The 14,059-nt window shown below is 43.4% G+C and carries 12 protein-coding genes; 3 read left to right on the top strand and 9 right to left on the bottom strand.

What is annotated here, in order from left to right; all coding sequences use genetic code 11:
• The first annotated feature begins 262 nt into the window (after nt 1-262).
• Nucleotides 263-1,099: a glycosyltransferase gene (locus tag GCHA_RS18850; RefSeq protein WP_007991173.1), complete on the top strand. Its 837-nt coding sequence runs from the start codon at nt 263-265 to the stop codon at nt 1,097-1,099.
• 87 nt (nt 1,100-1,186) lie between these two features.
• Here the strand turns inward: GCHA_RS18850 and GCHA_RS18855 are convergent, their stop codons facing one another.
• The 9 genes from GCHA_RS18855 to GCHA_RS18895 form a co-directional block, all read right to left on the bottom strand.
• On the bottom strand, nt 1,187-2,314 hold the full coding sequence (locus GCHA_RS18855) for a pyridoxal-phosphate-dependent aminotransferase family protein (protein ID WP_007991174.1): 1,128 nt from the start codon (nt 2,312-2,314) through the stop codon (nt 1,187-1,189).
• 320 nt (nt 2,315-2,634) lie between these two features.
• Nucleotides 2,635-3,156, bottom strand: a complete 522-nt coding sequence (locus GCHA_RS18860) for a gamma carbonic anhydrase family protein (RefSeq protein ID WP_007991176.1) — start codon at nt 3,154-3,156, stop codon at nt 2,635-2,637.
• Nucleotides 3,157-3,170: 14 nt separating this feature from the next.
• A complete protein-coding gene (locus tag GCHA_RS18865; protein ID WP_007991178.1) occupies nt 3,171-4,025 on the bottom strand; it encodes an acyl-CoA thioesterase domain-containing protein in 855 nt (284 codons plus the stop codon).
• Between the two features lie 40 nt (nt 4,026-4,065).
• On the bottom strand, nt 4,066-5,916 hold the full coding sequence (locus tag GCHA_RS18870; protein ID WP_007991180.1) for a protein kinase domain-containing protein: 1,851 nt from the start codon (nt 5,914-5,916) through the stop codon (nt 4,066-4,068).
• 13 nt (nt 5,917-5,929) lie between these two features.
• Nucleotides 5,930-6,811, bottom strand: a complete 882-nt coding sequence (locus GCHA_RS18875; protein WP_007991182.1) for a 23S rRNA (adenine(2030)-N(6))-methyltransferase RlmJ — start codon at nt 6,809-6,811, stop codon at nt 5,930-5,932.
• Nucleotides 6,812-6,966: 155 nt separating this feature from the next.
• Nucleotides 6,967-8,589, bottom strand: a complete 1,623-nt coding sequence (locus GCHA_RS18880; protein WP_007991186.1) for a dihydrolipoyllysine-residue acetyltransferase — start codon at nt 8,587-8,589, stop codon at nt 6,967-6,969.
• A gap of 24 nt (nt 8,590-8,613) precedes the next feature.
• Nucleotides 8,614-9,591 (bottom strand): alpha-ketoacid dehydrogenase subunit beta, encoded by a 978-nt coding sequence (locus GCHA_RS18885; RefSeq protein ID WP_007991187.1) that lies wholly within the window; start codon nt 9,589-9,591, stop codon nt 8,614-8,616.
• Entirely contained in the window at nt 9,584-10,780 is a 1,197-nt protein-coding gene (locus GCHA_RS18890) for a thiamine pyrophosphate-dependent dehydrogenase E1 component subunit alpha (RefSeq protein WP_007991189.1), read from the bottom strand. Before GCHA_RS18890 ends, GCHA_RS18885 begins: the two co-directional genes overlap by 8 nt.
• A gap of 299 nt (nt 10,781-11,079) precedes the next feature.
• Nucleotides 11,080-11,874 carry a DUF2189 domain-containing protein gene (locus tag GCHA_RS18895; RefSeq protein ID WP_007991191.1) on the bottom strand — a complete coding sequence of 265 codons (795 nt, stop codon included), beginning with the start codon at nt 11,872-11,874 and terminating at the stop codon, nt 11,080-11,082.
• 308 nt (nt 11,875-12,182) lie between these two features.
• On the opposite strand from GCHA_RS18895, the gene GCHA_RS18900 reads away from it, so the two are divergent.
• Both GCHA_RS18900 and yfbR read left to right on the top strand, forming a co-directional pair.
• Nucleotides 12,183-13,412 (top strand): pyridoxal phosphate-dependent aminotransferase, encoded by a 1,230-nt coding sequence (locus GCHA_RS18900; protein ID WP_007991193.1) that lies wholly within the window; start codon nt 12,183-12,185, stop codon nt 13,410-13,412.
• Entirely contained in the window at nt 13,409-14,020 is a 612-nt protein-coding gene (gene yfbR / locus GCHA_RS18905; protein WP_007991196.1) for a 5'-deoxynucleotidase, read from the top strand. Before GCHA_RS18900 ends, yfbR begins: the two co-directional genes overlap by 4 nt.
• The last annotated feature ends 39 nt before the right edge of the window (nt 14,021-14,059 follow it).

A 14,059-nucleotide genomic window follows, 5' to 3' on the forward strand; every position in this document is an offset into this window, starting at 1 on the left:
ATGAAAACAATAACAAAAGCGTTTCGCAGGTTTCTTGTGAGTGAAATCCACTATAAATAGTGATATATAGACGTAGTTAGCGCTTGCACTTATATGAAGGAAAAATAGATATTTATATTTAGCAGTTTTATTTATTTTTGAATTCTACTAAACAATATTTTACTTTTTTGCAGTTCCCTCTATAAATTCAGCCGATTTTCTCGTGGTAGAGGACCACTTTGTTGTACAATAAAGGCCTTAATAATTTTCGTTTAGTAGGGATATGTTTCAGCATTTTTTAATTACCCGCTTTAATTTACGCAAGCAAGATTGGCAAACGTCAAAACATAACAAACAAGTATTGACCGATACCTGGATGGAGAATCGCTTAGCACTGTTTGAGGACTACTGTTTTTCTTCGTTACAGGCACAGACGGAGCAAAACTTTACGTGGCTTGTGTTCTTTGACACCACTACGCCAGACAGATTTCGTAGTGTGATAGCCCGTCTAGAACAAACATTCAGTCAATTCACCCCTATCTATATAGACGGAATGGACGAGTTCTTACCTCAAAGCAGACGCCAAATAAATCAACGCTTAACCCAACCTTATGTCATTACATCTCGGCTCGATAATGATGATAGTTTGCATCAAGATTATATTAAGGAAGTACAGAGTCACTTTGCTGAGCAGCAATTTATGGCTATTGATTTTGTAGATGGCTTTACCTTACAAGTTGAACCTCAAGTGCGTTTTGCCAAACGTTCCCACGTACATAACCCTTTTCTAAGCCTAATTGAAAAAGCGGATGAGATAAAAACAGTATGGTTTTTAGAGCGTCACGGTCAATGGAGTGAAATCAAAGCGCTTGTTCCAGTACGCGCCAAGCCTATGTGGATGTCAGTCATTCACATGGAAAACAAAGTGAATACGTTTCTTGGGTTTGACAATATACCTTGGAACACAATAGCGGCATTTCACTTAAAACCAGAGATTGAACAAGCGCTTGCGCACAAACGTTTACCATTTGAAGCATGGAAAGTACAAAGCCTGAAAAATAAATTGAAAACCTTGTGGAAAGTTAATTTCAAATTATTTAAACGCCGTCTTATGAAATAGAAGTGAGATCTAAACATGAAAAGTGCAGCCCTTTGGCTGCACTTTTTTAATTACATTTTCGCTATCAGTATTTTTAACAGCGTAAGTTTAGCGTTTAAGCACGCTTGTTAACGCACTAACGCAGTAATCAACATTTTTCATATTACTGCCGTAACCCATTAAACCGATTCGCCACACTTTGCCTGCTAACTCCCCTAGCCCAGCGCCAATCTCTAAGCCAAATTCACTTAACAACTGACCGCGTACTTCGGCATCATCAACACCATCTGGAATACTTACCATGTTCAACTGGGGTAAGCGATACGCTTCATCGACCACAAACTCTAGACCAATATTTTCAAGGCCCGACTTTAATGCCTGATGCATTTCATCGTGACGCTGCCAAGCAGGTTGTAGCCCCTCGTTGTGTAAAATGCGTAGTGACTCATGTAGGGCATACAGGCTATTGACGGGAGCCGTATGATGATAAGCCCGCTTCCCACCTTGCCCCCAATACCCCATGACAAGATCCATATCTAAAAACCAGCTTTGCACAGGTGTTTTACGGGCTTTTATCACCTCAACAGCTGCGTGACTAAAGGAAACTGGAGACAATCCTGGAACACATGATAAACATTTTTGAGTGCCAGAATAAATGGCATCAATTTGCCAACCGTCTACGTCAAGCTCTATACCGCCTAAAGAGGTTACGGCATCGACTATACTTAAGCAGTCGTAACGCTTAGCGAGTTCGCTAATTGCTTTGGCATCATTGCGCACTCCAGTAGACGTTTCAGCGTGAACGAACGCTACAGCTTTCGCATCTGGATTAGCCTTTAAGGCCTCTTCCACTTTTTGCAAGTCTGTTTGTTGTCCCCAGGTGTCTTGTACCATTACAGCCGTTGCGCCGCAGCGCTGTACATTCTGCTGCATTCGTCCACCGAAAACACCGTTTTGACAGACGATGACTTTGTCACCAGGTTCAAGTAGGTTAACAAAAACAGATTCCATTCCCGCCGAACCAGGCGCAGAAACAGGCATAGTAAGTTGATTGTCAGTTTGAAAGGCAAACTGAAGCAATGTTTTGACTTCGTCCATTAATCCGATAAACGCGGGATCTAAATGCCCTAACGTAGGACGTGAAAGAGCGTTCAAAATACGAGGATCAACATCTGATGGGCCCGGCCCCATCAACGTTCTAACAGGTGGAATAAAAGTGTTGAATTGCGCTGTCATGAATATTCTAAGCCTTATGTTTGTTGATGTGTTTCCCATGTTACCTAGATCTAAGCTAGCAACAAGTGGTCGATAACCGACATAAATAATGTGAATAGAAAAAATTGCAGGATTTATTCTTGTGAATGCACGAAAGCGCGTCTTATGAAGGCGAGATTATCTTGGCGAAACATTTTTGCAGTAAAAATCAACAAGCCCTAGCAAAAGTACGTAACTAAACTACACTTGATTTGTACATTGGATATAGTTAGCGCAAGGCTCATATGAGCCATACCCCTCAGCTCGGATCAGCTTTTATGGTCCGAGCATTTTTTTATCTGCTAGTCTTGTACTTTTAGTTCTGCGATAAAACGCTTGGCGTTTTCAACATAGTGTTGACCAGATGCTTCAAGCATTTTCTTTTGCGCATCTGGAATGTTTTTGACTACTTTCGCCGGCGACCCCATCACCAGTGACCCGTCTGGGATATCCATATTTTCTGTGACCAAACTATTTGCGCCAATAACACAATGCTTGCCTATTTTGGCACCGTTTAAAATCACACTGTTGATCCCTATCAGGGAAAAATCACCTATTTGGCAACCGTGTAACATCACCTTATGCCCAATGGTAACGCCTTTACCTACCGTAAGGGGCACGCCAAAATCAGTGTGCAGTACGCTGCCATCTTGAACATTACTGCCCTCACCAATGGTTATTTCATCGCAGTCGCCTCGTAATACTGCATTGAACCAAACGCTGGCGTTGTCTGCCAAGGTCACTTTGCCCATAACGTGACTGCCCGGCGCAATAAAAACATCTTTACCGACAGTGACCTTATCGTTCCCTAATGAATACAACATACCGACTCCTTAAACTAAATTTTACGCATTAGGCCTTCTTGCATACTTGACGCAACAAGCTTGCCCTGACGATTGAAGAATTGGCCACGCACTAAGCCACGCGACCCACCACTAAACGGGCTTTCAGCGCAGTACAATACCCAGTCGTCAAAATCGAACGGATGATGAAACCATACTGCATGATCAATAGTCGCCATGATTAAGTTCTTATCACGAACAGACACGCCATGTGGCTGAATTGCCGTTGACAGAAAGTGATAGTCAGACGCATAAGACAACATAGCCTGATTTAAATGAACGTTACTGTTTAAAGCCTCTTCTGCTTTCATCCAAATGTAGCGTTTAGGTTCGTGCACACCTGGATTAACAGGGTCAATTTGCTGTACCGAGCGCATATCCAGTGGTTTGTGATAACCAATGGCTTCGCGCATACGCGTCGATAACTTTTCAGGATCCAGATCATCGAAGGTGGTGTCGCGAGGTAAGTCTTCAGGCATTGGCACATCAGGCATTTGTGCAAACTGGTGCTCTAACCCCGCTTCAGGTTGTTGAAATGACGCTGTCATATAAAAAATATTACGACCATTTTGAATCGCTTTAACGCGGCGAGTAGAAAAACTGCGACCATCTCTTACGGTTTGCACGTCAAATACCACAGGCTTTTTAGCGTCACCTGGCAATAAAAAATAAGCATGAAAAGAGTGGGCTACGCGCCCTTCAGGTAAGGTTAACTGAGCGGCAGCGATGGCTTGCCCCATGACTTGCCCACCAAACAGCGCCCTGAAACCTAAGTCCCAACTTTGCCCACGAAATAACCCGTCTTCTATTTTTTCTAAGGTTAATAAATCTACTAATTTAATATCGCTCATAATCTCTCAAATGAATAAATTGTGTGTTGTCGCTTTTAACTTACGAGCCCGTTGCTCGCTCGGCATATGGGTTTCTAGGGTAAAATTTATCAGGTAAATGAGCTTGATGCTCGAAAAAACGCGTATCTTTATAGGGTAACTTCATAAACCCTGACATGCCTACGCCTTGTATCATGGGCACCAGCTCAATAATTTTACTCAGTAAATATTTAAACTCATCTGCTGATGAATGATCCAGCAAGGTGTAATAGCTATGGATCTTTAAGTGCTTGGGAAGCGCTTCAAAAATAATACACCCCGTGTGATGTATCCCGTTTAGTTGATGAATAATCGTCATAAGATCATCTGGCAAAGTCAGTAATTCATCAGGGTCATCGCCATCTTCAAAATATGAATGCATCCGGCTTTGATCTTCTTGTACTGATACCTTGTTTAATTCATATGGTATGCACATATCTGATGACGGGACAAAGGGGGTATTTTCATCTTCTCGCTCGATGTGTAAGGTATCACGCGCGTTAAACATACAGCTTTTAAATACACCGACTCGATGAATCGAGCGCGCTAAGGTCACAATATTGTTCACTGTGGCGTCAAAGGATGGTTTTAATTTAGGGTCGTAAACATTAAGACTAGAATCTATATATACCCCTTGCGGTGTCCAGCGCACGGCTAATCCGCCTACCACAGGGTACTTGCCGAGGCGGCTTACTTCAGAAATAAAGGCTTTTTCCGTTTCTCCCATACCTTGTAAGTAATTCTTGTAATATCGCTCAAACTGTTCGTCATTGAGGTAGCGTAACTCCTCGGTACTTTGCTCACCTTCGGCGCGTAAAAATGACTTTCGTGAGCTGTAAACAACTGTGTCTATCTCGCGGGATTTTTGATGGCTCCAACCAGGTATTAGCGCCGGAGCTTGGGGCGGGTCTTCAGCGCTGAACACTAGATTCTTCAAATGTTGGATATTATTCAGTAGATAGTCACCACCCTGTGCTCTTTTTTGCGCATCATCACTGAGCATAGCCGTTAATATCTCGCCAAGCATTTTAGGTAAACCCAAGGCGTTGGGCCTAATCACTTGAGCGCCAAATCGACTTGATTGCCCAGATGCTAACGCATACAGGGTACTGGCTAAACCTTGCTCATCAAAACGAGGCGACGACAAATTTCCGCTTAACTGCTCAGGCCCAATGAAATACACATCACCAAGGCGGGCATTGGTTTGCTGCATATCACTGGACATTAAATCCATCACATTATTGGCTAAGTAATTTCCTTGCGCATCAAGCTGAGCAAAAACCGATGACCCCCAGTCAATCAAACCGACCTTTTCAGTGAGTGGATCAAACACGATATTTGACGGTTTAACGTCCCCATGAACAATCGGCTTTGGCTGACCATTTTCAGAAAATGCGCGAAGCGTTTGTAATATATCTGCCAATTGAACAGCAATTTTTACGACCAATCTTGGCGACAGAGGCCCTAGTTCCAGTGATATTTTTTCCATATCCTTACCTGTAGCCCGCTGCATGACTAAGATAGATTGTTTTTTGATCCGTTGAAATTCGATCAGGCTGGGTACATAAGGGTGCGCCACATGTCCAAGCATGTAGGCCTCTTCCTCAAGGCGGTCTTGTACGTGCTGTGGTAAATTGGCCCGGGAAAACTTAAATACGTATTGCTTGCTTGTGTCATAACTGGGCTTACCCGCAAACGCAAAGCCAAAAGCCCCCTTTCCTATTAGTTCAATCTCTTGATAGCCAAGACGTTCAAGTTGTTCTGTACACAATTTGAACCAGTCTTTTAGCTTTTTCGCGTCCTTATGAGAGAGCAAATAAATAGATTGCTCATCTGGAATATAGAAATGTTTAAGATCAGTTTGGGCAACCATTTTGCTGTCAGCCTTACGCTTCTTCCACCAGCCAATTCACTTGAAATGACGCTTGTTTGCTCTGTGCCATTACTGGGGTAGCTTCGGCTAAACAATCATTAATTTGCACATCAAGTTGCCAAGGTGCATTAATAATCGCCATACCAGAGCCATACATTCCTGCAAAGGTATCGGGGTCTTGTACTGCTAATTCTACCTGCAGTACATTTTTAAAGTCTTGCTGAGAAAGTGCTTCAAGCATTTTTTGACTTTTTTTGTGCTTAGTAGTGGCGCGTTCAAACCCCTCACTTTGTGATGCATCACGTTTTGACAACAGTGGGTACCAAATAGCGTAAGTTGCTGTGGGCCAACGCTTATAAGCCTTGCTAATGGAGTCAACGACTAACTGGTAATCTTCGGGGGTTTCATAGGATGGATCGGTTAGCACTAGACCACGTTTTAATTCTGGTGGCGTCAAGGCTATAAGCCCTTCGTATCCGTCCCTGTGATGCACAGAAACGTTCGGGCCTTTTATTTGCCGTTTAAGGTTAATGACCTCTTGGTTGTTCCATTCCATTAAGTGCAGTTTATCTTGCTCACGCATTAACATGCGCGCAATTTCTGGCGATCCTGGATACTGATGGCATTTTACATACTGACTCGTGAGTTCTTGATAGGCCAAGATCGTCTCTTGTACACCAGCGTAATCAGCCAGTTTAGAGATACCCTGTTTAAACTCATTGGTTTTCAGGGATTGTTCTGATGTTAAATCATATAAGCCCGCACCACTGTGCGTATCGATATAGGTGAAGCCTTTGTCTTTTTGTTTTAACTTGTCGATGATCAACATCTGGCAGATATGCTTCAACACATCTGCATGATTACCCGCATGGTAGCCGTGGCGATAACTAAACAACTGATTGACTCCTTGATGACACAATACGTCATTGGCTTGTTAAGCGTTAGACCGCTAGTTTACCTTGTCACTGGTGTTAAGCAAAAATAAACCCGCTCGAGGCGGGCTTTATTAATTATTCTGCAACTCGTGTCGTTGCGAATTAACGCGATGAATTAGCGCAATGTGCTTAACATTTTCATCGGTTGCTCAATGTATGACTTCCAAAGGTTATTGAATTTCACCATGGTAGCGCCATCGATAATGCGGTGATCTCCAGACCAGCTGACATGCATAATGTTCACCGCGTGAACGTTATCATTCTCATCAAAACGCGGTAAACGTTGCATTTTGCCAAGTGCGACAATCGCGGCTTCTGGGTGATTGATCACAGGTGTAGCTACCGTACCGCCCAATACGCCAATATTTGAAATGCTGATCGTCCCGCCTGTCAGGTCTTGCGTTTTTAGGCGACCTTCTCTTGCCTGTTCAATCAACTCGGCAGCGCGTTTGGCAATATCGAATATCGACATATCTTGCACGTCTTTGATATTTGGCACCATCAATCCGAGTTTACCGTCAACTGCCATACCGATATTGTGATCATTGAAATAGGTCAACTCAGTACAATCAGCGTTAACTTGACTGTTAATAATCGGAAACGCTTTTAACGCCATAGACAAGGCTTTAATGAAGAACGGCATAAAACTTAATTTTACACCCTGTTCGGCGAAGTCGTCTTTTAACTGAGCGCGAAGTGCTATCAAGGCATCCATTTGAATTTCTTCACTGACGGTAAAGTGAGGAATGGTAGCAACACTGTGTACCATCTGTTTGGCCATTGCCGCTTTAATTCCACTAATACGCTCAACACGTGTCGCACCCTGCAAATTACGCTGCGTCGCATTGTGCGTTTCACTGTGCGCTTTAGTGTTATCAGCGCTTTTTTCATTTCGCTGTTGAGTTAAATCGCATTTTAAAATGCGTCCTTTATCCCCTGTGCCCTGTACCTTTGATAAATCAATGTCTTGCTCTCGCGCCACGCGTCTTACAGCTGGGCTAGCCAATACTTTGTGATTTACTGTTGCCAAATTAGCTGACGTGCTGCCCTGCGTTTGAGACGTAGGCTCTGGTGCTGTCACCTTCTGTGTTGTGTCTTTCGAAGGTGTCTGCTGTTGGCCTTGTGCGCCCTCAACCTGCATAGTAAATAAAGCAGAGTGGACTTTAGCGATATCACCCTGTTGATAGCAAAGGCTGACAATTGTGCCATTGTGCTTAGCGGGTATCTCCACTAATGCTTTATCAGTCATGACCTCAACAACGGGTTGGTCTTCAATGACCTCTTCACCTTCACTGACTAACCATTTAACCAGTTCACACTCGACAATGCCCTCGCCGATATCCGGTAAGATAAATGTTTCTAGGTTACTGTCGTTTGCTTTGACGCCTGACGTGGTATTTGTGCTCTGGTTTGCGCCTAATGTACTGACGTAGTCGTCAGCATCACTGTGCTCAGTATTACTTGCGTGCTCTTGTACATCAGTAGACGGGCTGTTTTCTTGCCCCTCAATATCCAAGGCAAACAAAGGTTTATGCACCTGAGCAATTTCACCTGCTTTGTAGTACAACTTTCTAACGGTGCCACTGTACATAGCGGGTATTTGCACTGTGGCTTTGTCTGTCATGACTTCTGCAACCGGTTGATCTTCAACGATGATATCGCCTTCTGATACTAACCATTCCAATAATTCACACTCTACAATTCCTTCACCAATATCTGGCAAAATAAAGTCTTTCATTTCATCTTTCCTCGATATCAGTGGTTAAAAATTCACGCAGCGTTTAATCGCTTCGTAGGTTTTTAGGTGATCCGGCATGTATTCTTTTTCGTGTGCCAAAGGATAAGGCGTGTCTAACCCGCACACTCGGGTAATAGGAGATTCAAGGTATAAGAAACAGCGCTCTTGGACAGTGGCAGATATTTCGCTGGCAAAACCACCCGTTTGAGGCGCTTCATGGTTGATAAGAAGTCGACCGGTTTTCTTGACTGATTCACTTACGGTCTCCGCGTCCCATGGCAAGATGCTACGCAAATCGATTATTTCACAAGAAATGCCGTCTTTCTCTGCCATCTCAGCAGCCTTTTCAATGACTTCAACCTGGGCTCCCCAAGCAAGCAATGTAATGTGATCGCCTTTTTTGACGACTTCAGCTTTACCCAGAGGTAACTCGTAATCCTCTTCAGGCACATCGCCAACCGACGCACGATACAAACGCTTTGGCTCCATGAATAAAACGGGGTTGTCGTCTCGAATCGAAGCCAATAACAAGCCTTTCGCTTGATACGGATTACGTGGAATAACGATTTTCATACCAGGAATATGCGCGAAAAAGGCCTCTGGTGATTGTGAATGATATAGGCCTCCTGCAATACCGCCACCATATGGCGTACGTATGGTTAACGTGCCGCAGGTAAATTGCCCACCGGAACGATAGCGAAACTTAGCGGTTTCATTCACAATTTGATCGAACGCTGGAAAAATATAATCGCCAAACTGAATTTCCGCCACCGGCACTGAGCCTTGTGACGCCAGCCCGTTTGCAAAGCCAATGATACCTTGCTCAGTTAAGGGCGTATTAAAGCAGCGACCTTTGCCGAATTGGTGCTGAAGATTGCTTGTGGCTCTAAATACCCCACCAAAATGCCCCACATCTTCACCGAATACCATGACCTTCTCGTCTTCAGTCATAGCGGTAATGAGCGCATTGTTGATTGCTTGTAGCATATTCATTTTAATCATGATTGATTCTCCCTGCCGTTTTTGGATAGGCTTCTGGGTACAAACGAATATGTTGTTTTAATTGGCTTAATTGCTCTCGTAAGTGCCATGGCGGCGTGTCGTATACATCGTTAATCAAATCATCTATCTCGCAAATATCCACTTGCTCGGCTTTTTTCATCGCTGCTAACACGTCTTGGCGGGTTTGTTCAACGAATTGCTTATGTTCTGCTTCATCAATCCAGTCTTTACTTTTCATCCAGTTTTCAAAGCGTTGAACGGGATCTTTCTCACGCCATTTTTGCTCTTCTTCTTTAGAACGGTAGCCTGTAGGGTCATCAGAGGTAGAATGGGCTGCCAAACGATAGGTCATGGCTTCTATCAATACAGGGCAGTTTTCTTTAAGCGCAATTTCTCGTGCTTTTTGCGTTGCCAAATAAACGGCTAATACGTCATTGCCGTCGACACGAATAGTTTTAACTCCGTACCCTAGACCGCGCGAAGCAATGCCATCTCCACTAAATTGCTCACTAGCAGGGGTAGAAATCGCGTAGCCGTTGTTACGGCAGAAGAAGATCACTGGGCAATTTAACACTGAGGCCATATTTAGCCCGGCGTGAAAATCCCCCTCAGAAGCAGCGCCTTCACCAAAGTAACAAATAGTAAGAGCTTCATTGCCTGCCATTTTTTGTCCGTAAGCATAGCCAGCAGCTTGGGGAATCTGTGTGCCTAAGGGGGACGAAATGGTCATAAAGTTAAGCGCTTTATCACCGTAGTGTATTGGCATTTGTCGTCCCTTATTAGGGTCAAGCTTGTTACTGAACATTTGATTCATAAACTGCTCTGTACGATAGCCTCGGTACGCCAGTGCCCCTTGCTCGCGATACTGGGACATGATCATATCGTTTTCGCTCAGCGCCGCAGCACTGCCAATAGTCGACGCTTCTTCACCACTGCAGGCTAAATAAAAGCTGATGCGACCTTGGCGCTGTGCGCCAACCATGCGCTCATCAAGCACCCTTATATAGTGCATGGTCCTGAATATTTTCAGTGCTTCATCCCTGCTTAAGTCAGGCATATCTGCATCGTCATGTACGCTACCGTCAGGCTGCAAAATTTGTAGCATCGGCAGATCGACTGTACCTTTACCAATGATATTAACTTTGTGGCTTATCCCCACATCTGAGAGATGATTTCTTTCGTTCACCATAAACCCTCTTTAACGTTCCTCAACACCGCCATGATTGACCATGTTTGAAAGTTGTTACTTGAGTGTTAATGCTAGTGTAAATACTAGGATGGGGCGTTTCCAAATTTGGAGTGAATTTAACAAAAGAAGGGATAGCTATTCTAATTAAATCGCGAAAACATGATGATTATCCGCTTTTAATCAACAACGATTAAAAACCGTTGTTCTAATAAACAATTTTAGCAGTTGAAATTATGAGGTTTGAACCTGGCCCCGATATACATGGCAGTATATTGAGGCCAAAAATGCAGAAGGTTTCGTTAGGCGTACAAGCGTTTGCGTTTTACTTCAATACTATCAATATAACCATGCCACGTAGCATAACCAATGATGGGCATGAGGATGATAAAACCAAAGAACTGCGTTGCAAAGCCAATTAGCACGGCCATAAAAATAATACTTGCCCAGAACAACATAGGGATTTTATTGCTCCATACGGTGTTCATACTGGACAGTACAGCAGTGGCTAAGTCGACTTTACGCTCCATCAATATCGGCTGGGTAAATGCACTTAAGAAAAACACCAGTAACGTGAAACCTGCCCCTATTACACCACCGAGGGCTAAGAAGGGTAACAAGTTCGCGTAGTTTTCATCTAAGTAAGGCGGATATAAAGCATGGATCAAAGACGCAATACGTAACCAGAAAATCATGAGGACCATAAGTAGTATGCCCAAACCCCACTCATTTACTGCATTGCGTTTCACCGCCTTAATGCTGTGCCATAAAGAAGGTTTATGCCCCTTTTCAAGCTCCCAGCTTATGTCGTAAAGACCCGCCGCTAAAAAAGGGCCGATTAACATAAAGCACACAATGGCCGGCATTATGACCAGATGCCAACCGGTTAACTCAACTAAGTAGGTAATAAACCACGGGATAGCCGCAAAAAAGACACCAAACACTAAGGTTAAAATAGGTGCACGCATCGCGTCTTGAAATCCAAGTTTTAACCAGGCTATAGGGTCAGAGAGCGATAATTGTTTGCACGGTATGACTCGGGCGATTCGGCTTCCAGTAATCGCATTTTGAGGGGCGTCTTTAAACGATTGTGACATAGAGAGATACTCCAAACTAAGAAAGAAATTTATCGTCTGTTTTGTCTTACTGCTCTTTTAGATTAATCCTATATACTCAACTTGTCAGGTAAAAAGATCGAACTGTTCATTATTATTTAACAATTAAAAAACAATCGCGTATTGCGAGAGAGCCAACCGAAGGTTCTCGTTCTCCTCCTTATATAGCGCTGATACCACCCGTTAGGTATTTTTATGTTGATAAAGCGCACAGAACACACATTTATACTTAACATCCCCTATTACCCTGTATTACTCTTGCTGCCACTTACCGTCAGCTAGTTTAATTCATGCGTACTTTTAACAAATCTAGAAAACTCGATAATGTGTGTTACGACATTCGGGGCCCAATATTAGAACAAGCACAGAAAATGGAAGATGAAGGTCACCGTATTTTAAAGCTAAATATTGGTAACCCTGCTCCCTTTGGTTTTGAGGCGCCCGATGACATTTTGAAGGATGTGATACATCATCTGCCTAAATCACAAGGTTATTCTGAGTCAAAAGGGATCTACCCTGCCCGTGTTGCTGTCATGCAGTATTATCAGCAACAGCAAATCAAAAATATCTCAGTAAATGACATATACATAGGTAATGGCGTAAGTGAATTGATAGTAATGGCAATGCAAGCCTTGCTTGATGACGGCGATGAAGTACTGTTGCCTAGCCCAGATTACCCCCTTTGGACGGCATCCGTTAGCCTGTCATCAGGTAATCCCGTGCATTATCGGTGTGACGAAAATTCGGGCTGGGAGCCTGATATTGATGACATCAGAAGCAAGATCACGGTTAACACAAAAGCCTTAGTACTTATCAATCCAAATAATCCAACTGGGGCGGTTTACAGTAAAGCACTGCTATTACAAATAACTGAACTCGCTCGTGAGCACGGCTTAATGGTGTTTAGTGATGAAATTTACGACAAAATCCTTTATGACGGCGCGCAGCATCAATGTATTGCTGCCCTCGCTGATGACATATTTTTTATCACTCTTGGCGGCTTATCGAAAAACTACCGTATTGCAGGCTTCCGTGCAGGTTGGTTAGTGGTCAGTGGTCAAAAGGCGCTAGGCAGCAATTACATCGATGGCTTAAACATGCTCTCATCGATGCGTATGTGCGCTAACGTACCTAGCCAACACGCAATTCAAACTGCCTTAGGCGGCTATCAAAGCATCAATGATTTAATTGCCGACGGTGGGCGTTTAAAACAGCAAAGAGACCTTGCCACAACCCTACTCAATGAAATTGATGGGCTTGAATGCGTCGCTCCTAAAGGTGCAATGTACTGTTTCGTTAAAGTAGATGCACAGAAATTTAATATTACCAGTGATGAGCAAATGATCATGGACTTGCTGCGCAGTGAAAAGGTGCTGCTTGTGCACGGCAAGGCATTTAATTTAACCGACGGCTGTTACTTTCGTTTAGTCTTCTTACCTCACATTGATGTGCTACGCCCAGCCATTGAACGTATCGCCAATTTCTTTAAACACTACCGTCAGGCAGATCCTACATTATGAGCACCCCACAAAAGAGTCACTTTTTTGCCCATCTAGCCCGCATGAAGCTTATTAACCGCTGGCCTTTAATGCGCAATGTACGTACTGAAAATGTGCAAGAGCACAGCCTACAAGTTGCTATGGTTGCGCACTCATTGGCATTGATCCGCAATAAGTATTTTAACGGCACCGTTAACCCCTATAAAATTGCAACTCAAGCGATGTTCCATGATGTCTCAGAGGTGCTCACGGGAGATTTACCGACCCCAGTTAAATATTACAATCCAGCCATTCAGACTGAATATAAAAAAATCGAAAAAATAGCAGAGCAAAAGCTGATCGATATGGCTCCTCAAGACTTCAAAGAAGATTATGCATCTCTTATTCAACATGAAGGTCAAGATGAAAGTGAAGCATTCATCATCAAAGCGGCTGATGTGATATGTGCTTATCTGAAAACCTTAGAAGAACTCTCAGCGGGCAATCAAGAATTTGTGTTAGCTAAAAAACGCCTAGACAAAATTTTAAAAGATTATCACTCACAAGAGGTGGATTATTTTATGCGCGCTTATGTGCCTAGCTTTAGTTTAAGCCTAGATGAAATCACCCAAGAAGAGCACGATATATAGCCTCATCGCGCACTTCTTGGATTAAAAAGTGGGTTAAAA

Origin of the sequence: Paraglaciecola chathamensis S18K6 (assembly GCA_000314955.1) — a bacterium.
Taxonomy (GTDB): domain Bacteria; phylum Pseudomonadota; class Gammaproteobacteria; order Enterobacterales; family Alteromonadaceae; genus Paraglaciecola; species Paraglaciecola chathamensis.